The organism is Streptomyces sp. NBC_01537 (assembly GCF_045040445.1).
Classification (GTDB): Bacteria; Actinomycetota; Actinomycetes; order Streptomycetales; family Streptomycetaceae; genus Actinacidiphila.
In genome coordinates, this window is record NZ_CP109392.1 from 9,307,162 (window position 1) to 9,328,500 (window position 21,339).

General features: G+C 72.3%; 23 protein-coding genes. 15 read left to right on the forward strand and 8 right to left on the reverse strand.

What is annotated here, in order from left to right:
* Genes OG607_RS42640 through OG607_RS42660 form a run of 5 tightly spaced genes read left to right on the forward strand, consistent with a single transcriptional unit; the run spans nt 1 to nt 5,970 of the window.
* Complete coding sequence (locus OG607_RS42640; protein WP_405735365.1) at nt 1-957, forward strand: LLM class F420-dependent oxidoreductase; 957 nt, start codon at nt 1-3, stop codon at nt 955-957.
* Complete coding sequence (locus OG607_RS42645) at nt 954-2,039, forward strand: CaiB/BaiF CoA transferase family protein (protein WP_405735367.1); 1,086 nt, start codon at nt 954-956, stop codon at nt 2,037-2,039. The genes OG607_RS42640 and OG607_RS42645 overlap by 4 nt, the downstream gene beginning before the upstream one ends.
* Nucleotides 2,040-2,056: 17 nt before the next feature.
* A complete protein-coding gene (locus OG607_RS42650) occupies nt 2,057-3,040 on the forward strand; it encodes an MDR family oxidoreductase (protein WP_405735370.1) in 984 nt (327 codons plus the stop codon).
* A 12-nt stretch (nt 3,041-3,052) separates the two neighbouring features.
* Nucleotides 3,053-4,249, forward strand: coding sequence for a MaoC family dehydratase N-terminal domain-containing protein (locus OG607_RS42655; RefSeq protein WP_405735373.1), 1,197 nt, complete (start codon nt 3,053-3,055; stop codon nt 4,247-4,249).
* Between the two features lie 26 nt (nt 4,250-4,275).
* The gene (locus OG607_RS42660) at nt 4,276-5,970 is read left to right on the forward strand and encodes a class I adenylate-forming enzyme family protein (protein WP_405735375.1); all 1,695 of its coding nucleotides are present in this window, start codon (nt 4,276-4,278) and stop codon (nt 5,968-5,970) included.
* An 87-nt stretch (nt 5,971-6,057) separates the two neighbouring features.
* On the opposite strand, the gene OG607_RS42665 is transcribed toward OG607_RS42660, so the two are convergent.
* Nucleotides 6,058-6,813 (reverse strand): SDR family NAD(P)-dependent oxidoreductase, encoded by a 756-nt coding sequence (locus OG607_RS42665; protein ID WP_405735378.1) that lies wholly within the window; start codon nt 6,811-6,813, stop codon nt 6,058-6,060.
* Entirely contained in the window at nt 6,810-7,571 is a 762-nt protein-coding gene (locus OG607_RS42670; protein ID WP_405735381.1) for an SDR family NAD(P)-dependent oxidoreductase, read from the reverse strand. The genes OG607_RS42665 and OG607_RS42670 overlap by 4 nt, the downstream gene beginning before the upstream one ends.
* A gap of 54 nt (nt 7,572-7,625) precedes the next feature.
* Between OG607_RS42670 and OG607_RS42675 the strand changes: the two genes are divergently transcribed.
* On the forward strand, nt 7,626-9,053 hold the full coding sequence (locus OG607_RS42675) for a class I adenylate-forming enzyme family protein (RefSeq protein ID WP_405735383.1): 1,428 nt from the start codon (nt 7,626-7,628) through the stop codon (nt 9,051-9,053).
* Entirely contained in the window at nt 9,046-10,200 is a 1,155-nt protein-coding gene (locus tag OG607_RS42680) for a thiolase family protein (RefSeq protein ID WP_405735386.1), read from the forward strand. Before OG607_RS42675 ends, OG607_RS42680 begins: the two co-directional genes overlap by 8 nt.
* Before the next feature lie 28 nt (nt 10,201-10,228).
* On the opposite strand, the gene OG607_RS42685 is transcribed toward OG607_RS42680, so the two are convergent.
* Nucleotides 10,229-11,023, reverse strand: a complete 795-nt coding sequence (locus OG607_RS42685; RefSeq protein ID WP_405735389.1) for an acyl-CoA thioesterase — start codon at nt 11,021-11,023, stop codon at nt 10,229-10,231.
* 97 nt (nt 11,024-11,120) lie between these two features.
* On the opposite strand from OG607_RS42685, the gene OG607_RS42690 reads away from it, so the two are divergent.
* Complete coding sequence (locus OG607_RS42690) at nt 11,121-12,032, forward strand: LLM class flavin-dependent oxidoreductase (RefSeq protein ID WP_405735390.1); 912 nt, start codon at nt 11,121-11,123, stop codon at nt 12,030-12,032.
* 37 nt (nt 12,033-12,069) lie between these two features.
* Here OG607_RS42690 and OG607_RS42695 read toward each other — a convergent pair whose 3' ends face one another.
* Nucleotides 12,070-13,077, reverse strand: a complete 1,008-nt coding sequence (locus OG607_RS42695) for a TIGR03617 family F420-dependent LLM class oxidoreductase (protein WP_405735392.1) — start codon at nt 13,075-13,077, stop codon at nt 12,070-12,072.
* A 62-nt stretch (nt 13,078-13,139) separates the two neighbouring features.
* Here OG607_RS42695 and OG607_RS42700 point away from each other — a divergent pair, with 62 nt between their 5' ends.
* Nucleotides 13,140-13,943: an enoyl-CoA hydratase gene (locus OG607_RS42700; protein WP_405735395.1), complete on the forward strand. Its 804-nt coding sequence runs from the start codon at nt 13,140-13,142 to the stop codon at nt 13,941-13,943.
* 2 nt (nt 13,944-13,945) lie between these two features.
* Here OG607_RS42700 and OG607_RS42705 read toward each other — a convergent pair whose 3' ends face one another.
* From OG607_RS42705 to OG607_RS42720, 4 genes are all read right to left on the reverse strand, one after another.
* Nucleotides 13,946-14,728 carry an acyl-CoA dehydrogenase family protein gene (locus OG607_RS42705; RefSeq protein ID WP_405735398.1) on the reverse strand — a complete coding sequence of 261 codons (783 nt, stop codon included), beginning with the start codon at nt 14,726-14,728 and terminating at the stop codon, nt 13,946-13,948.
* 10 nt (nt 14,729-14,738) lie between these two features.
* Entirely contained in the window at nt 14,739-15,827 is a 1,089-nt protein-coding gene (locus tag OG607_RS42710; RefSeq protein WP_405735400.1) for an acyl-CoA dehydrogenase family protein, read from the reverse strand.
* On the reverse strand, nt 15,824-16,243 hold the full coding sequence (locus OG607_RS42715; protein WP_405735403.1) for a nuclear transport factor 2 family protein: 420 nt from the start codon (nt 16,241-16,243) through the stop codon (nt 15,824-15,826). Before OG607_RS42715 ends, OG607_RS42710 begins: the two co-directional genes overlap by 4 nt.
* A 111-nt stretch (nt 16,244-16,354) precedes the next feature.
* Nucleotides 16,355-16,825: a pyridoxamine 5'-phosphate oxidase family protein gene (locus OG607_RS42720; RefSeq protein WP_405735405.1), complete on the reverse strand. Its 471-nt coding sequence runs from the start codon at nt 16,823-16,825 to the stop codon at nt 16,355-16,357.
* 110 nt (nt 16,826-16,935) lie between these two features.
* On the opposite strand from OG607_RS42720, the gene OG607_RS42725 reads away from it, so the two are divergent.
* The 6 genes from OG607_RS42725 to OG607_RS42750 are packed head-to-tail and all read left to right on the forward strand — an operon-like array spanning nt 16,936 to nt 21,334.
* Complete coding sequence (locus tag OG607_RS42725; protein WP_405735407.1) at nt 16,936-17,136, forward strand: hypothetical protein; 201 nt, start codon at nt 16,936-16,938, stop codon at nt 17,134-17,136.
* 13 nt (nt 17,137-17,149) lie between these two features.
* Nucleotides 17,150-19,276, forward strand: coding sequence for an ABC transporter permease subunit (locus tag OG607_RS42730; RefSeq protein WP_405735409.1), 2,127 nt, complete (start codon nt 17,150-17,152; stop codon nt 19,274-19,276).
* Nucleotides 19,254-19,964, forward strand: coding sequence for an ABC transporter ATP-binding protein (locus OG607_RS42735; RefSeq protein ID WP_405735411.1), 711 nt, complete (start codon nt 19,254-19,256; stop codon nt 19,962-19,964). Before OG607_RS42730 ends, OG607_RS42735 begins: the two co-directional genes overlap by 23 nt.
* Entirely contained in the window at nt 19,961-20,668 is a 708-nt protein-coding gene (locus OG607_RS42740) for an ABC transporter ATP-binding protein (RefSeq protein ID WP_405735415.1), read from the forward strand. Before OG607_RS42735 ends, OG607_RS42740 begins: the two co-directional genes overlap by 4 nt.
* The gene (locus OG607_RS42745) at nt 20,665-21,048 is read left to right on the forward strand and encodes a hypothetical protein (RefSeq protein WP_405735418.1); all 384 of its coding nucleotides are present in this window, start codon (nt 20,665-20,667) and stop codon (nt 21,046-21,048) included. The genes OG607_RS42740 and OG607_RS42745 overlap by 4 nt, the downstream gene beginning before the upstream one ends.
* Complete coding sequence (locus tag OG607_RS42750) at nt 21,014-21,334, forward strand: hypothetical protein (RefSeq protein ID WP_405735421.1); 321 nt, start codon at nt 21,014-21,016, stop codon at nt 21,332-21,334. Before OG607_RS42745 ends, OG607_RS42750 begins: the two co-directional genes overlap by 35 nt.
* Nucleotides 21,335-21,339 lie beyond the last annotated feature (5 nt).

Genomic DNA, 21,339 nt, shown 5'->3' on the forward strand with positions numbered 1-21,339 from the left:
GTGCGCGTCGGTGTGATGATCGGGCCGGAACGCGGGGACTCCGCGCGGAAGATCGCGCGGATGATCGACGATGTGAAGTGGGCCGAGGACGCGGGTCTCGACACCGCGTGGGTGCCGCAGATCCCGACGGACCTCGACGCGCTGACAGCGGTGGCGCTGATGGGTGCGAGCACCTCGCGGATAGAGATCGGGACCGCGGTCGTGCCGCTGCAGGCACAGCACCCGATCGCGCTGGCCCGGCAGGCGCTTGTCGCGCAGGCCGCCACCAGCGGGCGCCTCGCGCTGGGCGTCGGGCCGTCGCACCACTGGATCGTGCGGGACATGCTGGGGCTGCCCTACGAGAAGCCGGCCGCCTTCACCCGTGACTATCTGGACGTCCTGAACGCCGCGCTGCGCGGGCCCGGCCCGGTCGACGTCGAGAACGGCACCTTCACCGTGCACAACCCGCTCGACCTCGGCCCGGTGGCCCCGCTGCCGGTCCTGATCGCCGCGCTCGGCCCGGTCATGCTGGCGCTCGCGGGCGAGCGGGCCGACGGGACCGTGCTGTGGATGGCCGACGAGCGCGCGGTCGCCGAGCATGTCGTACCCCGAATCACCAAGGCGGCCGAGAGCGCGGGCCGTCCGGCTCCGCGCGTCGTCGCCGGCATCCCGGTCTGCCTGTGCCGGCCGTCCGAGGTCGACGCGGCGCGCGAGCGCGCCAACCGGATCCTCGGCGAGGCGGAGATCTCCCCCAACTACCAGCGTCTGCTGGAGAACGGCGACGCCCGCGACATCGGCGACCTGTGCGCCGTCGGCGACGAGGCCGCCATCGCCGCCCGCTTCCGCCGCTTCGCCGACGCCGGGGCCACCGACCTGTCCGTACGGCTGCTGCCCATCGGCGAGGGCCGGGACGAACTCGTCGCCTCCAAACGCCGGACCCGCGAAGTCCTCGCCGGGATAGCGGCGGACCTGCGATGACCCGCGCCGCCGGACCGTCCGGACCGCTGGCGGGCATCCGCGTGCTCGAAGTCGGCACGATGCTGGCGGGCCCCTACGCCACCATGATGCTGGCCGACCTCGGCGCCGAGGTCACCAAGATCGAGCCCCCCGGCGGCGACATCTCCCGGCAGGTCAGCGACTCCTACTTCGCCAGCCTCAACCGGGGCAAGCGCAGCGTCCGCCTCGACCTGGCCTCCCCGGACGGCCGCGCCCGCCTGGGCGAACTCGTCGCCGACGCACACGCGTTGCTGGTCAACCTCAAGCCGTCGTCCATCCACAGCCTCGGGCTCACCTACGACGACCTGCGGCAGTTCAACGAGCGGATCGTCTGCGTCGCGCTCACCGGGTACGGCCTCGACGCGGGCGACGAACCCGCCTTCGACTACGTCGTCCAGGCCTCCACCGGCGTCGCCGCGCTCACCGGCGACCCGGACGGCCCGCCCACCCTGCCCGGGTACTCCTCCGCCGACAACTCCTCCGGGCTCACCGCCGCGATCGGCCTGCTCGCCCAGATCGTCTCCGGGCGCGGCGGCCAGGTCGAGGTGTCCCTGCGCGATGTGATGCTCTCCCAGCTCAACTACCGGGCCTCGGCCTACCTCAACGACGGCGTCGAGCCCCGGCGCCTGCCGCTGGGCGCGCACTCCTACTACGTCCCCGCCCAGCTTTTCCCGACGGCCGAGGGCCACCTCGCCCTGTTCATCACCCATGACGCCTTCTGGAAGTCCTTCGCCGCCGAGGCCGGCGTCCCGGGCTTTCCCACCATGGCCGAGCGCGCGGCCCGGCGCGACGAGGTCCTCGCCGCCGTCACCGGTGCCCTCGCGGCCGACACCGCCGCCTCCTGGGAGTCCCGGCTCCGCCCGCTCGGAGTCCCGGCCGCCGCCGTACGGACCCTGCCGCAAGCCCTGGCCGCCACCCCGGAGATGGTCGTGAGCGCCGGCGGCTTCCGCCTGGTCGCCAGCCCCATCCGGATCGCCGGACACGAACCCGACTACGGGCCGCCGCCCCGGCTGGGGGAGCACGACGGCCCGGCGGTGCACTCGAACGAACGCGTAGCCCCCTGAGGAAGGACACATCCCCGATGTTCTCGGCACTTCTGATCGACAAGGGCGAGGCCGGTCAGACCGTCGCGCTCGCGAACCTGGACGAAGCCGACCTCCCGGACGGCGATGTCAGCATCGACGTCGAATACTCCACACTGAACTACAAGGACGGCCTGGCCATCACCGGCGCGTCCCCCGTGGTCCGCCGGTTCCCGATGGTCCCCGGCATCGATCTCGCGGGCGTGGTCACCGGGAGCACGCACGCGGAGTGGAAGAAGGGCGACCGCGTCGTCCTCAACGGCTGGGGCGTGGGCGAGACCCACTGGGGCGGTCTCGCCCAGCGCGCCCGCCTCAACGGGGACTGGCTCGTGCCGCTGCCCGCCGCCTTCACCGCCCGGCAGGCGATGGCGATCGGCACGGCGGGCTACACGGCGAGCCTGTGCGTGGACGCTCTGCTGGGCCACGGTGTGCGCCCGGACCAGGGCGAGGTCCTCGTTACGGGGGCCACCGGCGGCGTCGGCAGCGTCGCCGTCGCGCTGCTGGCGAAGGCCGGCTTCACGGTGGCCGCCGCGACGGGGAAGCCGTCGGAGGCCGGATATCTCCAGCGGCTCGGGGCCGCCACCGTGCTGGACCGCGCCGAACTGGCCGCACCTGGCAGGCCGATGCAGAAGGAGCGCTGGGCGGGCGTCGTGGACTCCGTCGGCAGCCACACGCTCGCCAACGCCTGCGCCCAGACCCGCTACGGCGGCACCGTCGCCGCGTGCGGCCTGGCCCAGGGCATGGACTTCCCCGCGTCCGTCGCCCCGTTCATCCTGCGCGGCGTGTCCCTGCTCGGCATCGACAGCGTGATGGCGCCGCGCAAGCCGCGCCTGGCCGCCTGGGACCGCCTGTCGCGCGAGCTGGACGTGGACGCGCTCGACACGATCGCCGAGGAGATCGCGCTGGCAGAGGCGATCGACGCGGCGGGCCGACTCATGGACGGCAAGGTGCGCGGGCGCATCGTCGTCGACGTCAATCGATAAGCGGGAGTACGCGTGAACGAGAAATCCACCAAAGCGGAGATCACCGAACTCGACCTCTCCGATGTCGACCACCGGGTGGGCAAGCCGATCGGCGGCGGACAGCTGTGGGAGCCCTGCAGCGCGTCCGACATCCGCCGCTGGGTGATGGCGATGGACTACCCCAATCCGCTGCACTGGGACCAGGAGTTCGCCCGCGAGTCCGCCTTCGGCGGCCTCGTCGCGCCGCAGTCCATCGCGGTGGGCCTGGACTACGGCCACGGCGCGGCGCCCGCGTGCGTGGGGTACATCCCCGGCAGCCACCTGATATTCGGCGGCGAGGAGTGGTGGTTCTACGGCTCGCGCGTGCGGGTGGGGGACACGCTGTTCCAGGAGCGCCGCTTCCACGACTACAAGGTCGCGGACACCAAGTTCGCCGGTCCCACGATGTTCTCCCGGGGCGACACCACCCACACCAACCAGCACGGCGCCCTCGTGGCGCGCGAGCGTTCCACCGCGATCCGCTATCTGGCCGCCGAAGCGGAGAAGCGCGGCATGTACGAGAACCAGCTCGGCGAGGTCAAGCGCTGGACGGAGGCCGAGCTCGCGGAGATCACAAAGCTGCGCCACGACTGGCTGCTGTCCAACCGCCTGGGCGTCTCGCCGCACTTCGACGACGTGAAGGTCGGCGACAAGCTCCCGAGGCGGGTCATCGGCCCGCACAGCATCGCGAGCTTCACCACCGAGTACCGCGCCTTCCTGTTCAACATCTGGGGGACGTTCGGCTGGGTCGCGCCCGAGGGCGTCGCCGATCCCTGGGTCAACCAGGACCCGGGCTGGGTCGAGGGCTTCGCCTTCGACGAGGAGGGCGCGAAGATCGATCCGCGCAAGCGCGACGGGCTCTACGTCGGCCCCTCCCGCGGCCACATCGACGCCGACAAGGCCAGCGAGGTCGGCATGGCCCGTGCCTACGGCTACGGCGCCACGATGGGCGCCTGGTGCACCGACTTCCTCGCCTACTGGGCCGGCAACGACGGCATGGTCCGCCACTCCAAGGCAGACTTCCGGGGCCCCGCCTTCGAGGGCGATGTGACCTACTTCGACGCCGAGGTCGTCGGCAAGGAGGCGGAGTCGGTGTGGGGCGTGCCGCTCGTCCAGGTGAAGCTGCGCCTCACCAACCAGGACGGCGGCGTGCTCGTGACCTGCACCGCGGAGGTCGAACTGCCATGGTAGACGCCGAATCTGACGGTGCGAAAGACGTGAAACGGGGAGCGGCGAGACCGCCCTCCGTCGTGTCGGGCCCGCCGCTCGCCGACGAACCGGGGCTCGGGGCACTCACCCTGCCCGGCTTCCTGCGCGAGGTGACGGCCGCGTACGGCGAGCGCGAGGCGCTGGTCATGCACACGGCCGAGGGCGTCACACGCTGGACGTACGCCGAGCTGTGGGAGCGCGCGATCGAGGTGGCGCGGGCGCTGCGGGCCTGCGGGGTCGGCAAGGACAGCCGCGTGGGCGTCCTGATGACCAACCGTCCCGAATGGATCGCGGCGGCGTTCGGCGCCTCGCTCACCGGGGCCGTGGTCGTCACGCTGAGCACCTTCTCGACGCCGTCCGAGCTCGACCACCTGCTGCGGGTCTCCGGCGTCTCGGTGCTGCTGTTCGAGCGGAACGTGCTGAAGACGGACTTCGCGGCCGTGCTGACCGAGCTGGAGCCCGAGATCGGCAAGGCGGCGCCCGGCTCGCTGCAGTCGGCGAGGTTCCCCTTCCTGCGCCGCCTGGCGACGGTCGGGGCGGCCTCGCCGGGCACGGGCATCGACACCTGGGACGACTTCCTGGCGCTGGGCCGCGATCAGCCGCGCGAACTGGTCGAGGCCACGGCCGCGTCGGTGCGCCCGAGCGACACGGCCGTGCTGTTCTTCTCCTCTGGCTCCACGAGCAGGCCGAAGGGCATCCTGAGCGCGCATCGCGGCGTCTCCGTCCAGCTGTGGCGCTGCGGGCGCATGTACGGATTCCAGCCGGAGGACGAGGTCCGCTGCTGGACCGCCAACGGCTTCTTCTGGTCCGGCAATTTCGCCATGGCGCTCGGCGCGACCTTCTCCAGCGGCGGCGCCATCGTGCTGCAGCCGACCTTCGCCCCCGCGGAGGCACTTGAGCTGATGCAGGCGGAGCGGGTGAACTTCCTGTACGCCTGGCCGCACCAGTGGGCCCAGCTCGAAGGGGCGCCCAACTGGGGCGACACGGATCTGAGCAGCATGCGGTTCGTGGATCACAACAGCCTCATCGCGCGCCATCCCACGGTGTCGGCCAAGTGGTTCGAGCCGAACCACGCCTACGGCAACACGGAGACCTTCACGCTCGCGACGTGCTTCCCGGCCAACACACCGCCCGAAGTGCACCGCGGCAGCAGCGGCGAGGCGCTGCCGGGCGTGACGGTAAAGATCGTCGATCCGCTCACGGGCGTCGTCGTCCCGCGCGGCGAGCGCGGCGAGATCTGCGTCAAGGGCCCCACGCTCATGCTGGGTTACCTCGGCACGCCCCTGGACGAGACGCTCGACGCCGAGGGCTTCCTCCGTACCGGCGACGGCGGCTATCTCGACGACGCCGGCCTGCTCTTCTGGGAGGGCAGGCTCACCGACATCATCAAGACCGGTGGCGCGAACGTCTCGCCGCTGGAGGTGGACGAGGCGCTCGCCGCCTGTCCCGGCGTCAAGGTGACGCAGACCGTCGGCGTGCCGCACGAAACGCTGGGCGAGATCGTCGTCGCCTGCGTCGTGCCGCACGAGGGCGCGAGCCTCGAAGCCGAGGGGATCCGCGCCTTCCTGCGGGAACGGCTGGCGAGCTACAAGGTGCCGCGCCAGGTGCTCTTCTTCCGGGACGACGAGATCGCGCTCACGGGCAGCGCCAAGATCAAGTCCGGCGAACTCCGCGAACTGGCCGCGAAGCGGCTGGCGCGGTAGCCGGTTCCTCTCCGGCCGACCATCGCCGCCCTGCCCTTTCCGGGCCGGGCGGCGATCGTCATGTGGAACCCGCTTCCCGCCGACCGCTCAGCCCAGCGACTCCGATCGCTGGACCGTGCCGGTGATGCCGGTGGCGTCCTGCTGGGCCAGCAGGACGGCGGCCTCGGCCATGGCCTCCGGGGGCTCGATCATCTCCGGGGGGATCTCGCGGCCGCCGCCGCCCGCGAGCCAGCCCTCGGTGACGACCACGCGGGACGGGGCGAGGCAGTTCACCGCGATGTTGTCGCCCCTCAGTTCGGCCGCGAGGCCCACGTAGAGGCGTTCGACGGCGGCCTTGGAGACCCAGTAGGCGTTGGCGCCCCGGTCGGTCATGCCGACCCCGCTGGTGGTGACGGCCACCATCGAGCCGCCGCCGCGGGCCCTGAGATGCGGGATGACGGCCTTGGTGACCAGGAACACCCCGGTCAGATTGACGTCCAGGCAGAGCTGCCAGCGCTTGAGCGGCGTGGTCTCCACCGGGCCGAGCCACATCACCCCGGCGTTGGCGATCAGGATGTCGATGCCGCCGAACTCGGCGACCGTGGCGGCCACGGCGGCCTCGACGGACTCCTCGGCGGCGACGTCGCAGGGGACGGCGAGGGCGCGGCCGCCCGACTCCGTGATCCGGTCGGCGACCGCGTGGATCGTGCCGGGCACCCGGCCCTCCTGCTCGGAGCGGGCGGCGACCGCCACCGCCGCGCCGGCCTCGGCGAGCGCGAGCGCGATGTTCCGGCCGATGCCCCGGCTGGCCCCGGCGACGAACGCGACCTTCCCCTTCAGGGTCCCCTCCGGTCGGCCGCTCACTTGGGCGGGAACCTGAGGCCGCCGTCGAGGCGGATGACCTCGCCGTTGAGGTAGCCGTTCTCGCAGATGTGCTCGACGAGGGCGGCGTACTCGGGGGACTGGCCCATCCGCTTGGGGTGCGGTACCTGCGGACCCCAGTAGGCCTCCAGCTGGTCACCGGCCTTGCCGTAGGCGGGGGTCAGGAAGGTGCCGGGGGCGATGGTGACGACGCGGATGCCCAGCGGTGACAGGTCGCGGGCGGCGACGAGGGTCATGCCGACGACCCCGCCCTTGGCGGCGGCGTAGGGGAGCTGGCCGATCTGGCCCTCGTAGGCGGCGATCGAGGCGGTGTTGACGATGACGCCGCGGTCGCCGTCGACCGGTTCCTGGCGGGCGATGGCGGCGGCGGCCAGGCGCAGGACGTTGAAGACGCCGGTCAGGTAGATGTCGATGGTCTGCTTGAAGCCCGCGAGGCCGAGGGGCTCGCCGGTCTTGCCGACCAGCCGGCCGCCGCTGGCGGGGCCGCCGTGGGCGTCCACGGAGATCCTCAGCGGTCCCGCCGCCTCGGCCTCGGCCAGGGCCGCGAGGACGTCGTCCTCGTCGGTCGCGTCGGTCCGTACGTAGCGGACGCCCAGCTCCTGCTCCAGCGCCTTGCCCTTCTCGTCGGCGAGGTCGGCGACGACCACCTTCGCGCCCGCCGCGTGAAGGCGGCGGACGGTGGCCTCGCCCAGGCCTCCCGCCCCGCCGACGACGATCGCTGAGCTCCCACTGATCTGCATGAAGGTTTTCCTCTCTTGCGAGTAAGGCTCTTCGGGTATGAGAATAGCATTCTCATGAACATCACCATGATCCTGGAGATGGCGACTTCGGCCGGTGACCGGGCGGCGGTGACGGCGGGCGACCGTTCACTGACCGCGTCCGGTCTGCTGCGCCTGTCCCATGCAGCCGCACACCGCTTCCGGCGGCACACCGCCGTCCTTTATCTGGGCGCCAACCACCTCGCCTACCCCGTGGCCCTGTTCGGCGCGGCCGTGGCGGGCGTCCCCTTCGTACCCCTCAACTACCGTCTCGGCGAACACCAGTTGGCCGCCCTTCTGGCTCGCCACCCCGGCGCTCTGGTGCTGCGTCCCGCAGACCTGGACGCCCTCCTCGACGCCACGGCATCCGAGCCGGACCAGGCCCCCGGGCAGGACCAGGACGCCGTCGCGGTGACGCTCTACACGAGCGGGACGACCGCCGAGCCCAAGGCGGCCCTGCTGCGGCACCGGCACCTGCTCGCGTATGTGCTGAACACGCAGGAGTTCGGGTCCGCCGAGGAAGGCGACGCGACTCTGGTGGCGGTGCCGCCCTACCACATCGCCGGGCTGATGAACCTGCTCACCAACCTCTACACCGGCCGCCGGATCGTCTACCTGGACACCTTCAGCCCGGGGGAGTGGCTGGCGACCGTACGCCGCGAGCGCGTCACGCACGCCCTGGTGGTGCCGACGATGCTGGCCCGGATCGTCGACGTGGTCCACGGGGACGACGCCGGCACCCCGACGCTGCGCAGCCTCGCGTACGGCGGCTCACGCACCCCCCGGCCCGTCGTGGAGCGGGCGCTGCGGTTCTTCCCCGACACCGGGTTCGTCAACGCCTACGGGCTGACGGAGACGGCCTCCTCGGTCGCCGTGCTGGGACCGGAGGATCACCGGGCCGCGCTGGCGGCCGGCGATCCGGCGATCCGCGACCGGCTCGGATCGGTGGGCCGGGCACTGCCGGGCGTGGAGTTCCAGATCCGCGACGACGAGGACCGGCCCCTCGGCGCGGGGGAGACCGGGCTGGTGTTCGTCCGGGGCGATCAGATCTCCGGCGAGTACGGCGGCCGCAGCGCCCTGGACGCGGAGGGCTGGTTCGCCACCCGGGACCGGGGGCGGCTCGACGCGGACGGCTATCTGTTCATCGAGGGACGCGCCGACGACACCATCATCCGGGGCGGCGAGAACATCGCCCCCGCCGAGATCGAGGACGTCCTGCTCACCCACCCCGGGATCACCGAGGCCGCGGTGATCGGGGTGCCCGACCCCGAGTGGGGCCAGCGGATCGTCGCCATCCTCGTCGGCGACGCGGACCCCGCCGAGCTCCGGCAGTGGGTCAGGGACCGGCTCCGTTCCTCCAAGACCCCCGACACCATCGTGTTCCGCGCCGAACTGCCCAAGACCGACACCGGAAAGCTCCTGCGCCGCACCCTGCTCGCCGAGTTGGAGACCACCCATGCCTGAAGCAGTCCTCGTGTCCGCCCTGCGCACCCCCGTCGGCACCGCCTTCAAGGGGACCCTGCGCAACACCACCGCCTTCGACCTCGCCCACCACATCGTCACCGCCGCGGCGAACGGCCTCGACCCGGCCCTGATCGACGACGTGATCCTCGGCGAGGGCCTCTACGGCGGCGGCGTCATCGCCCGGCACGCCGCGGTCACCGCCGGGCTCACCTCGGCCCCGGGGCTGGCCCACAACCGACACTGCGCGGCGAGCCTGGCCGCCGTCCAGACCGCCGCCGCGAGCGTACGCGCGGGCATGGACGAACTCGTCATCGCCGGCGGCGTCAACTCCTCCTCCACCTCCCCCAAGTCCCGTTTCCGGGTGGACGGGGAGTGGACCGACCCCTGGATGCCGCCCACCCACCCCGACCGGCCGGCCGCCCCCAACGCGGACATGTCGATCACCGTCGGCTGGAACGCGGCCGTCGCCGCGGGCGTGACCCGCGCCGAGATGGACGCCTGGGCGCTGCGCTCGCACCGCAACGCCGTACAAGCCATCGACGAGGGCCGCTTCGACGCGGAGATCGTCCCCATCGAGACGCCCCACGGGCTCTTCTCCGTGGACGAGCACCCGCGCCGCAGCACCAGCGCGGAGAAGCTCGCCTCCCTCAAGCCGCTGCACCCGGAGATCGACGGCTTCAGCATCACCGCGGGCAACGCCGCGGGCGCCAACGACGGCGCCGCCGCCCTGGTCGTCGCGAGCGACACCCTGGCGGCGGGTCTGGGCCTGCCCGCGCTGGCCACCGTACGGTCCTGGGCGTCCGTCGGCGTCGACCCCGCCGAGACCGGGCTGGCCCCGGTGAAGGCGATCCCCAAGGCCCTGGGCCGCGCGGGGCTGACGGCCGCCGACGTCGACGTGTTCGAGATCAACGAGGCCTTCGCCTCGGTGGCCGTCGCCGCCGTCAAGCTGCTCGGCCTCGACCCGGACCGGGTGAACGTCAGCGGCAGCGGCTGCTCGCTCGGCCACCCGGTCGCCGCCACCGGCGCGCGGATGCTGGTCACGCTGGTGCACGAACTGCGCCGTCGCGGCGGCGGCATCGGCGTCGCCGCGATGTGCGCGGGTGGCGGCATGGGCTCGGCCACGGTCATCGAGGTCCCGGCCCCGTGAGGTGCCGGCCCTTTGAGGTGACAGGGGCTCACCGGAAGCGCAGGAGTGCTTCCTGGGCGTAGGAGGCGACGAGGGAGCCGTCCTCGGTGAGGACGTCTCCCCGGCCGAAGCAGCGGCCGTGCGCCAGGATCGGGCTGTGCTGGCGCAGCAGCAGCCACTCGTCGGTGCGGAAGGGCCGGTGGAACCAGACGCTGTGCGAGGTGACGGCGGAGGTGAAGGCCGTGCGCGCGTCGTGCTGGCTGATCCCCTCCACGGGGCGCAGGGCCGTGCCGATGAGGCTCAGATCGGTCGCGTACGCGGTCAGCGCCGGGGCCAGCTCGGGGGCGACCTCAGGGGTGCGCATCCAGAGCTCGTACTCGGGCGCCTCCGGCTTGGGGGTGTCCAGCTCCGTGGCGGCCCGCAGCTCCCAGGGAATGAGGTCGAGCCGCACCTCGTGCTCCGGCCCGGGGACGGCGGTGGCCGGGAACTCGATCTGGTGCTCGGGCCCGTCCTCGGCGGCGTGCAGGGAGACGGCGGCGCTGGCCACGACCCCGGACGTCTGGCGGCCGGTGATCGTCAGTGTGGCGAAGGTGCGGCCCTCGTGATGGACCGCCACCTCGTACCGCACCGGCTCGTCGGTCAGGCCCTCGCGCGCGAAGAGCACATTGAGCGACTTGACGGTCTTGCCGGGGCAGGTGAGGGAGGCCGCCCGGACGAACTGGGCCAGCAGCTGTCCGCCGAACAGCCGGTGATAGGGCAGCGGCAGGTTGTCGCCTCCCTCGAAGGCGGAGGTATGGGCACGCAGTTCGAGGCAGGAGAGAAGGTCGTTCCACACGATGGTCATGAACGCTCCCAGCGGGGCGGAGGAGTGTAAGGATGGTTATCCGATAATGAGAATGTGATTCTCGGTTGTCAATGCCCACCGTGCGAGAGGGAGCCGCATGATCAGCGTCAACGCCGAGCGCGAGGGCCCCCGCTGGGGCGCCCACGTCCCCCAGATCCGCAGCGACGTCGCCACCATGACCGCGCTCGCCGTCGCCGCCGACGAAGCGGGCCTCGACAACTTCTGGCTCATGGACCACCTGATCGGCCCCGGAGCGCCCCGGCTCGACGTCCTGGAGGGCTGGACCCTGCTCGGCGCCCTGGCAACCGCGACCTCGCGCATCCGGCTCGGGCTGCTGGTGGGCTGCAACCCGTTCCGTCACCCCGCCGTGCTGGCGAAAATGGCCGCCACCGTCGACCGGATCAGCGGCGGACGCCTGGACCTCGGCATCGGATGGGGCTCGTACGAGCCGGAACTGGGCGCCTTCGGATTCGACGGGAAGTCGCGCAAGGAACGGGCCGGGGAGCTCGACGAGAGCCTGGACATCGTCAAGCTGATGTTCGCCGGCGAGCCCTTCGACTACGACGGCCGCCACTTCCGTATGCGCGGCGCCATCGGCCGGCCCACGCCCGTGCAGCGCGGGCTGCCCATCCATATCGGCGGCGGTGGACGGCAGTTGACCATGCCCCTGGTCGCCCGGCACGCCGACTGGTGGAACTGCGTCGGCTCCGCCCGCGAGCGCCTCGGTGAACTCGCGCCCCTGCGCGGCCCGGCCCGCATCTCCGCCCAGTACGCCGTCGGCCTGCTGGGCACTTCCGCTGACCGGGAGACCGCCGCCGCCTGGATGGCACACCACCTGCCGGAGGGGGGCTGGGGTGCCCCACTGATCGGTACCCCGGACGAGCTGGTGGAACTGCTGCGCGCCGAGCGCGAGAAGGGCATCGAGATGTTCGTACTGCGCTTCCACGACTACCGGGATCCGGCCGTTTTCCGGCGGTTCATGACGCAGGTCGCGGTGCATGTGAAGTGAGCCGGCGGCCCCGGCGGTCGCGGCGGTCGCGCAGCGCTCAGCAGCAGCCCCGCAGCCGCTTGACGAGATCCGCGGCCGCCTCGCGGCCGAGGCCGGCCGGCGGGACGAAGGAGATACGGGTCAGGATCCCGCCGAAGCGCTCCGCGACGCGGGCCGGCAGGTCGTCCGGGCCGCAGGTGATCGCGAACGCGTCGACCATCTCGTCGCTGATCAGGGCGCCCATGTCCTTCCAGCGCCCCGCCTTCGACAGCGCGGTCAGTTCCTCGCTCGCCGCGCCCCACCCGTGCAGCTCGAAGAGGTCGCGATAGGCCGGCGTCGACGCGTAGAAGGCGATCCGGGCCCGGACCGCCGGGATGGCGGCTTCGATCTCCTCGTCGCCGCCGGTGACGATGAAGGGGGTGCCGGCCACCTCGAAGCCGTCCATGGTCGCTCCCGCCCGCCTGAGCCCTTCACGCAGCGCGGGCAGTGTGCGTTCGCGGATCCAGCGCTCGCTGGTGTAGCCGTGGCAGAGGAATCCGTCCGCCACCTCGCCGGCGACCCGGGTCATCAGATCGCCGACGCCCGCGAGCAGGACGCGGGGCGGGCCGAAGCCGTGGCGGGGCGGTACGAAGTCCGGGGGCATGAGCGTGTGGCGGTAGAACTCGCCCCGGAAGTCCAGGGGGGTGCCGTCGTGCCACGACGACCAGATCGCCCGCATGGCGAGGACGAACTCGCGCATCCGCGCGGCGGGCCGGTCCCACGGCATGGAGAACCGCCGTACGACATGCGCCTTCACCTGCGATCCGAGACCGAGCAGGAGACGGCCCTGGCTGTGCCGCTGGAGGTCGTCGGCGGTGTAGGCGAGCGCCATCGGGGATCGCGCGAGCGCGACGGCGATCGACGTGCCCACCTCGATGCGGTCGGTCACCTCGGCGGCCACGGCCAGGGGGAGGAACGGGTCCTGATTGACCTCTCCTGCCCATGCCGCGTCGTAGCCCTCGTCCTCGAAGGTCCGGGCGCGGGCGGCGGCATCGGCCAGCCCGCCGAGGGTAGCGTCGATTTTCACTTTTCGATATTAAGCTATGCAGATTGAGAGAATGCAATTCTACCAACCTATGGAGGCGCCAGGTGGCCGGGACAGAGCCCGTCGTACTCGTCGACGTCGAAGAGCGCATCGCGACGGTGACGCTCAACCGGCCCGGCGTACGCAACGCGCTGAGCCGTGAGCTCACCCACGTGCTGTGGGACGCGGTCGCCGCAGCGGGGAAGGCCCCCGATGTCGATGCCGTGATCCTCACGGGGACCGATCCCGCCTTCTGCGCCGGCGTCGACCTGAAGGAGGCCTCGGGGGAGTCGCCCCCGACCGCTGTCCCGAGGCCGGCCGGCCGGGGGCCGGAGCGCGGCGCCAACGGCCTCTACCGGTTCCTGCCGGTCATCGACAAGCCGGTCATCGCGGCCGTCAACGGCGTCGCGGTGACCGGCGGCCTGGAACTGGCCCTGCAGTGCACGTTCCTGGTGGCCTCGTCGCGGGCACGCTTCGCCGACACCCACGCCCGCCTCGGAATCATGCCGGGCGGCGGCGCCACCGTCCTGCTCGCCCGGTCCATCGGTCCGCGCCGGGCCGTCGAGATGTCCCTGACCGGCAACTTCCTGACCGCCGAGGAGGCACTGAGCGCCGGACTGGTGAACCACGTCGTGCCGCACGAGGAGCTGCTGCCCTACGCCCGCGGGCTCGCCGCCGACATCGTGAGCAACGACCAGCGCGCGGTGCGCCGGCTGCTCCGGCACTACCGTCAGCTCGGCAACGCCGCCACCCTCGACGAGGCGCACCTCATCGAAGGGCTGATGGCCGAGACCTGGCAACCGGGGACGAGCCACGTCGCCGCCCGGCGCGGCGAGGTCACGGCGCGGGGCCGCTCACAGACCCGGTGAGCTCACAGCTGGACCAGCCGTGGGGCCGTGCCCTGCTCGCGTAGCAGGGCCCCCGCTTCCCGGGTCAGTTCGCGGGCGCTGCCGAGCAGGCCGTCCAGGACGAGGGCTCGGCGCACGTGCCGGTGCAGGTCGTGCTCGGCGGTGAAACCGATGCCGCCGAGGACCTGCTGGCAGTGGCGGGCGGCCGTCAGGGCGGCCTGGCCGGCGGCGGCCTTGGCGAGCAGCGAGCCCAGATCATCGTCGGCGGCCACGAGGGTCGCCTCGGCCCCGTCGAGGGCGACGAGGGTTTCGGCGAGCCGGTGGCGTACGGCCTGGAAGGAGGCCAGGGGGCGGCCGAACTGGGTGCGGTCGAGCACATGGGTGCGGGCGAGGGCGAGCATGGCGCGGCCGGTGCCCAGCAGCCACCAGCCCAGCGCCCGGCGGCCGGCGGCGAGCGGGACGGTGTTGCCTGCCGGGACGGGGCGCAGCGGCAGGTCGCCGTCCAGCGCGGCGCCCGGGCCGTCGGCGCGGTCCCACACGACCCAGGAACCGCCCGCGTAGGGCAGCGGGAGGGTGCCGCCGAGGGGGCGTCCGGCGGCGGCCAGCAGCACGTCGTTCAGCAGGGGCGCTTGGGCGCCGGTCTCGCCCAGCAGCGCAAAGACCGCCGGGACGGCCGCCTTCGCTTCCTCGGCGAGCAGGTCGGGCCAGCCGAGTTCGTCCAGGGCCGTGGCAAGGGCCTGTCCGGAGGCCGCCAGCATGGTCTTGCGGAGGGTCTCGGCGAGCAGTTCCCGTTCGGTTGCGTCCATGGTCAGGGCCCTAATCCTTCCCCAGGCCGAGCAGCCGGCGGGCGATGATGTTCCGCTGGATCTCGGCGGTGCCGCCGTAGATGGTCGCGGCGCGCGAGTACAGGAACCCCGTCCGCCACGGGGAGTCCGTCAGCTCCATTACGCCGGGCAGCAGATCGCGGGCCGTGTCGAACAGCCGCTGCTCGGCGGTGGCCAGCAGCACCTTGTCGACCGAGGTCTCCGGGCCGAGGTGGGCGCCGTCGGCCAGCCGTCGCTGGGTGGCGTGCGAGCGGCAGCGGGCGGTGTGCAGGGCGAGGTAGGCCGCGCCCAGGTCCGCCTCGTCCGGGTCGGCCGTCTCGGCGAGCAGCCGGTCGAGCCGGGTGTACAGGTGGGCGATCCGGTGCCAGAAGCAGGTGGAGCGCTCGTGGGGGAGCAGGTCCATCGCGAGCTGCCAGCCGTCGCCGGGGCGGCCGAGCATCCGGTCGCCGGGGACGACCACGTCGTCGAGGAACACCTCGGCGAACTCGTCGACGCCGTGCATGGTCCGCAGCGGGCGCACGGTGATGCCGGGGGTGTCCATGTCGACGAAGAAGGCGGTGATGCCGCCGTGGCCCGGCGCGGTACGGGTGAGCAGTACGCAGCGGGCCGCGTACTGGGCCAGGCTCGTCCAGACCTTCTGGCCGGTGACCACCCAGTCGTCGCCGCGGGGGACCGCGCGGGTGGTCAGGGACGCCAGATCGCTGCCGGAGCCGGGTTCGGAGAAGCCCTGGCACCACTGTTCGCGGCCGCCGAGCAGCCGCGGGACCATCTCGGCGGCCAGCGACGGCCGGGCGTAGGAGATCATGGTCGGCGCCAGGACCTCGATCATCGAGTAGATCCCCGGCTCGGCCAGGTCGCGGGTGGCGACCTCCTCGCCGAGCACCGCCCGGAGCACGGCGGGCCCGCCGAGGCCGCTGACCTCGGCGGGCCAGCCGTAACGCATCCAGCCCGCCTCGTAGAGCGCGGCGCGCACCCGGGCGAGCTGCGCGACCTGACCGTCCAGCGAGTGGTCGGGGCCCGGTGTCAGGTCGTTCCGGTCGAGCCAGTCCCGAAGGCCCGACCGGAATTCGGTGACGTTCACGCCTGGGGGCGTTCGTACGCGTGCGGGCGGCCCGAGTCGTGGGCCCCGCTGCGACGGATGAAGGTCATGGCGCGGGTGCGCAGACGCCAGCCGTCGGTGGTGCGCGCGTAGACGTCGCTGTAGTAGCCGATCCGCATGTCGTGAGTGGCGTGGTCGATGAAGCACAGCGGCTGGGTGCCGGTCGCGGTGACCCCGTCCCCGGACAGCTCGATGACAGGCGTGCCGGTGAGGAAGAGCCCCTTGGGGGCGGCGGCGACGAGCGCCGGGAACTCGTCGAGGGGGTAGCTGTCGCCGAAGGCGCTGTAGCGGCCGTCGGGGGTGAAGACCGCGATCACTCCCTCGATGTCGCCCTGGGTGATGTACACCGCGTAACGGGCCAGCAGTTGCTGGATCTCCATCAGGTCGTCAGTGGACAAGGACCTTGCCGCCCTTCATCGCGATCCGTACGGGCCGTGCACATCCGCACAGCTGATGAGAATGTCATTCTCGTCTATGAATAGAAGGTTTCCATGGTGGGGGCCGTGGCGTCAACGGGTGGGCCGGAGCTTGGCGAAGTCCCAGCTCGCGACCTTCTCCACGGAGAGCCGGAGCCAGCCGTGCCGGCCGTCGTACCGGAAGTCGCCGCCGCCCGCGTACTTGTCCGCGAAGAGCCGCTCGGGGCCGCGGAGCTCGTCCAGGGGCTCGCCCTTGCGGGGCGCCTCGCCGACGACTTCGGCGCTGCAGCGCAGCTCCACGCCGCGCAGGCCCAGGAAGTCCGCGCCGCCCTCGTCGACGATCACGCTGAGTCGCGGATCGCGGACCAGGTCGGTCCAGCGCTGGCTGCGCACCAGCGAGTTGAGCCACAGTGCGGTCCCGTCCCACACGAACCACAGCGCGCTGGCGTGCGGATGCCCGCCCGGGCCGACGGTCGCGACCCGGCAGACGGGCTGGGTCCGCAGAAAGGTGTCCCGCTCGTCGTCGGTCATGGCGATGGCGGTTCCCCGGCGCTGTCCGGTCATCGTTCACTCCTTTGTCCGAATGGTTGATTCTCTACTGACGAGAAGCTAGTTTCCACACTTAGAGAGGAGGAGAACCGCCAAGTTCGCGCCGACCTCGTGGAGGGACCCCCGTGAAACCCCCGACTGCCTTCGCCGCCCTGGCCGCGGTCGCCAGGTACGCCCAGGCACAGATGGACCTTCCGGCGCTCAGCGCCCTCTCCTCCCCCCTGCTGTTCGCCACCTCCGCCGCACTGCGTGGAGAGGCCCTCAAGCGCATGTCCGCCTACGACTCACCGTCCCTTCCACCGTCGCCGTCGGCGGCGAGAGCCTGAGCGACGGCGAACCATGGAGCAGTTCCTCACCTTCGGGATCGTCGGCCTGAGCACCGCCGCGATCTACGCGATCATCGGCAGCGGGCTGGTGCTCACCTACACCACCACCGGCGTCTTCAACTTCGCGCACGGCGCGGCGGGCATGCTGGCCGCCTTCGCCTACTGGCAGCTCACCGTCGGCTGGGGCTGGCCCGTCCCGGTGGCCCTGGTCCTCTGCCTGCTCGTGCTCGCCCCGGGCTTCGGTCTCCTCGTCGAACGGTTCGTGCTGCGCCCCGTCCAGGGCCTGGGCGAGGCCGAACGGCTGGTGATGACGGTGGCGCTGCTGAGCGGCCTCATCGCCGCCGCCCGGTGGATCTGGGACCCCAACGTCCCGCGCCCGCTTCCCACGTTCTTCGCCGACCGGGCATCCATCCACATCGGGCCCGCCACGATCACCTGGCACCAGGCCGTCACGATGGCCGTCGCCGTGGCTGTCGCGGCGGGCCTGCGAATACTGCTCTACCGGACCCGGACCGGCGCCGAGATGCGGGCGACCGTCGACGACCGGGCACTGGCCGGACTCACCGGGGCCGATCCGGTCCGGGCCAACCGGACCGCCTGGATCCTCGGCACCCAGCTCGCGGCGGTCGGCGGCATCCTCATCGCACCCACCGTCACCCTCGACGCCTCCCAGCTCTCGCTGCTGATCGTCAGCGCCTACACCGCCGCCGTCTTCGGCCGGCTGCGCAGCCTTCCGCTGACCTTCCTCGGCGCTGTCGTCGTCGGCTGCACCGAGAGCTATCTGACCGGCTATCTGCCGCAGAACGCCTACCTGCCGGGGCTGCGCCTGGCCGCGCCCGCCCTGCTGCTGTTCGCGGCCCTGCTGGTCTTCCCGCACCGGCGGCTGCGCGGCCGGGACCGGCGGCTGCGCCAGGTACCGGTCCCCACCCTGCGCGGCACGGCCGTGTTCGCCGCGGCGACCATCGCCTTCGGGGTGGTGCTGGCCTCGATGCTGAGCGACTCCGATCTCATCACGTACGGGCCCATCTTCTCGTTCGGCGTGGTGGCGCTGTCCTATGTGCCACTGGCCGGGTACGCGGGCCAGATCTCGCTGTGCCAGCTGAGCATGGCGGGGATCGGCGCGATCGTGTGGGGCCATCTCGGCGGGCACGGGCAGTGGTGGGCGCTGTTCGCCGCGATCGGGATCTCGGCGGTGGCCGGGGCGCTGATCGCACTGCCCGCGCTGCGGCTGTCCGGGGTGTATCTGGCCCTGGGGACGGCCGCCTTCGCGGTCGTCCTGGACCGCTGGATCTTCACCCTGCCCGCGTTCCACCTGTTCGGGGTGCGGATCGCACTGTTCGACCAGGGCTCGGTGGAAATGGCCGGGCCCCGGCTGTTCGGCCTGCGGCTGGACAGCGGCTCGGACGTGATGGTCTTCGCCGCGGTCTGCCTCGCCCTCGCCTCGCTCGGGGTGGCGGCACTGCGCCGCGGCAGGTTCGGGCGGCGGCTCATCGCGCTGCGCGACAGCGAGGCCGCGTACGCCACGCTCGGCGGCAACCTGCTGGTGGCCAAGGTGCTGGTGTTCGCACTGGCGGCGGGCATCGCAGGCCTCGGCGGGGCGCTGTACGGGATGCAGCAGCAGTCCGTCACCGCCGAGCAGTTCAGTCTCCTGGCGGGGCTGCCGATCTTCCTGGTCGCGGTGGTCGGCGGCCTCGGCGCCGTGGGCGGCGGGCTGTTCACCGGGACGGCCCTGATCGGCCCGATGAACGTGCTGACCGCCGTGGCGCCCTGGTCGCAGAACCTCGTCGCTGTGATGCCCGGCCTGGCCGGTCTCGGTCTCGGCCACTACCCCGACGGCGTCGTGTCCGGGCTCCGCAGCCGCTGGGAGCCCGTGGCCCGCGACCGGATCGCCCTGCCCGCACTGCTCTGCGGGCTCGCGCTCGCGTACTCCCTGTGGCTCGGCGACGCGATCAACGGCTGGACCTTCTTCGGCGGTTCGCTGGTCCTGGCACTGGCCCTGCGCGGCTGGGCCACCACCCGGCAGGCCGCCGCCACCGCCATCGCCGAACCGGAGATCCCGGTCGAGTGGTGGGGCGTACGGCGTGCCTGGCGCCCCGAGGACGAGGAGGTGATGGACCGTGGCATCGCTGCACATCAGTGAGGTGACCGTCGCCTTCGGCGGCAACCGGGCGCTCGACGGGGTCGCCATGACCGCCGAACCCGGGCAGGTCACGGGGCTGATCGGGCCCAACGGGGCAGGCAAGAGCACCCTGTTCGACGTCGTGTCCGGACTCCGCCGGCCCTCGACCGGCCGGGTCTTCCTCGACGGCCGGGACGTCACCCGCACCACCCCCTCCGGCCGGGCCCGCTGCGGACTGGCCCGCACCTTCCAGCGGCTGGAGCTCTTCGGCCGGCTCAGCGTCCGCGACAACCTGCTGGTCGCCGCCGAACTCGGGCCCGAACGGCGCACAGCGGCCCGCACCGTCACGACGATCATCGACAGGCTCGGCCTGACCGGGATCGCCGACGACGCCGTCGACACCCTGCCCACCGGAGCCGGCCGCCTGGTCGAGGTGGGCCGCGCACTGGCCATCCGGCCCAAGGTGCTGCTGCTCGACGAGCCCGCGGCCGGACAGGACGGCGAGGAGACCGAACGCTTCGCGGCGCTGCTGCGCTCGCTGGCGGACGACGGGACGGCCGTCGTCCTCGTCGAACACGACATGGGCCTGGTGATGGGCGTGTGCGACGAGGTGTACGTACTCGACCTCGGCAAGGTCATCGCCGTCGGCCCGCCCGCGGTGATCCGTAACGACGAGACCGTCCTGGCGGCCTACCTGGGGGACGCGTGACAGCCCTGCTCGAACTGCGCGACGTGCGCGCGGCCCACGACCGGATCACCGTCCTGCACGGACTGGACCTGAGCGTGGCCGCCGGGCAGGTCGTGGCCCTGCTCGGCCCGAACGGCGCGGGCAAGACCACCGCGCTGCGGGTCGTCGCGGGCGTCCACCCGGTCGCGTCCGGCCAACTGCTGCTCGGCGGCCGGGACGTCACCGGGGCCGACCCCCGGCGGCTGGCCCGCGCGGGGGTCTGCCTGATCCCCGAGGGGCGCGGGGTGTTTCCCAACCTCTCGGTCCGCGACAACCTCCTGATGATGACCTTCACCGGCCGCAGCCGCGAGGAGATCGAGGAGACCGCGTTCACCCGGTTCCCCATCCTCGCCAAGCGCGCCTCACAGGCGGCCGGCACCATGTCCGGCGGCGAGCAGCAGATGCTCGCCCTCGCCCGCGGCCTGGCCACCGATCCCGCCGTGCTGCTGCTGGACGAGCTGTCCATGGGGCTGGCCCCGCTGATCGTCGGCCAGTTGTACGAGCACGTCGCCGAGATCGCCCGGCAGGGCGTCGCCGTGCTGGTCGTCGAGCAGTTCGCGGCCGCCGTCCTCGGCATCGCCGACCACGCGGCCGTACTGGTGCGCGGCCGGGTCCAACGGCAGGGCCACCCCGACGGCGGGTTGCGCGCCGAACTGTCCGCCCTCTACCTGGGGAGTTCCGCATGACATCCACCGAGACGCGCGCGGACCGCTTCGTGTCCGAACTGGCGGTCCTGAAGATCCCCGACCCGGCCGCCGCGAGGGCGGGCCTGTGGCTGCGCATCGGCATGGCGCTGATGGCCCTCGGCCTGGTGCTCGTGGTGTCGGCCTACTTCATCTCCCACAACACCGGCGACCAGCTCGTCCAGAACGACGCCCTCACCCTCGGCCTGGCCGGGGTCGCCGCGAGCGTCGTGGGCTCCGCCCTCTTCCTGCGCTACTCGCTGACCGGCTTCCTGCGGTTCTGGATGGCCCGGCAGTCCTACGACCTCACTCTGCTCGCCGACCGCCTGCTCGAAAGGGACATCCGCCATGACCTCACCGGTACCGACGCCGCGCCCCGGTGACCAGCTCGCCAGCACCGTCTGCACCGCCCGCGTGGTCGTCATCCGCGCCTCCGCCGACAGACAGCCGCCGGTGATCGCCTGCGGCGGAAGCCCGATGGTTCCCGCCGCCTCCGCGCCGCCCCCGCCCTCCGGCGACGCCGCCTCCGCCACGCTCATCGGCAAGCGCTACGTGGACGCCTCCGGGACGCTCGAACTGCTCTGCACCTCCTCGGGGGCGGGCGAACTGAGCTGCGACGGCGTCCCGATGACCCTCAAGGCGGCCAAGCCGCTGCCCGCCTCCGACTGAAGGAA

Bases quoted from the DNA above. Each gene is read 5' to 3' on its own strand.
- OG607_RS42645 (WP_405735367.1), top strand. From the start codon at position 954: ATGACCCGCGCCGCCGGACCGTCCGGACCGCTGGCGGGCATCCGCGTG.
- OG607_RS42650 (WP_405735370.1), top strand. From the start codon at position 2,057: ATGTTCTCGGCACTTCTGATCGACAAGGGCGAGGCCGGTCAGACCGTC.
- OG607_RS42670 (WP_405735381.1), bottom strand. From the start codon at position 7,571: ATGCAGATCAGTGGGAGCTCAGCGATCGTCGTCGGCGGGGCGGGAGGC.
- OG607_RS42675 (WP_405735383.1), top strand. From the start codon at position 7,626: ATGAACATCACCATGATCCTGGAGATGGCGACTTCGGCCGGTGACCGG.
- OG607_RS42680 (WP_405735386.1), top strand. From the start codon at position 9,046: ATGCCTGAAGCAGTCCTCGTGTCCGCCCTGCGCACCCCCGTCGGCACC.
- OG607_RS42685 (WP_405735389.1), bottom strand. From the start codon at position 11,023: ATGACCATCGTGTGGAACGACCTTCTCTCCTGCCTCGAACTGCGTGCC.
- OG607_RS42690 (WP_405735390.1), top strand. From the start codon at position 11,121: ATGATCAGCGTCAACGCCGAGCGCGAGGGCCCCCGCTGGGGCGCCCAC.
- OG607_RS42705 (WP_405735398.1), bottom strand. From the start codon at position 14,728: ATGGACGCAACCGAACGGGAACTGCTCGCCGAGACCCTCCGCAAGACC.
- OG607_RS42720 (WP_405735405.1), bottom strand. From the start codon at position 16,825: ATGACCGGACAGCGCCGGGGAACCGCCATCGCCATGACCGACGACGAG.
- OG607_RS42730 (WP_405735409.1), top strand. From the start codon at position 17,150: ATGGAGCAGTTCCTCACCTTCGGGATCGTCGGCCTGAGCACCGCCGCG.
- OG607_RS42745 (WP_405735418.1), top strand. From the start codon at position 20,665: ATGACATCCACCGAGACGCGCGCGGACCGCTTCGTGTCCGAACTGGCG.
- OG607_RS42750 (WP_405735421.1), top strand. From the start codon at position 21,014: ATGACCTCACCGGTACCGACGCCGCGCCCCGGTGACCAGCTCGCCAGC.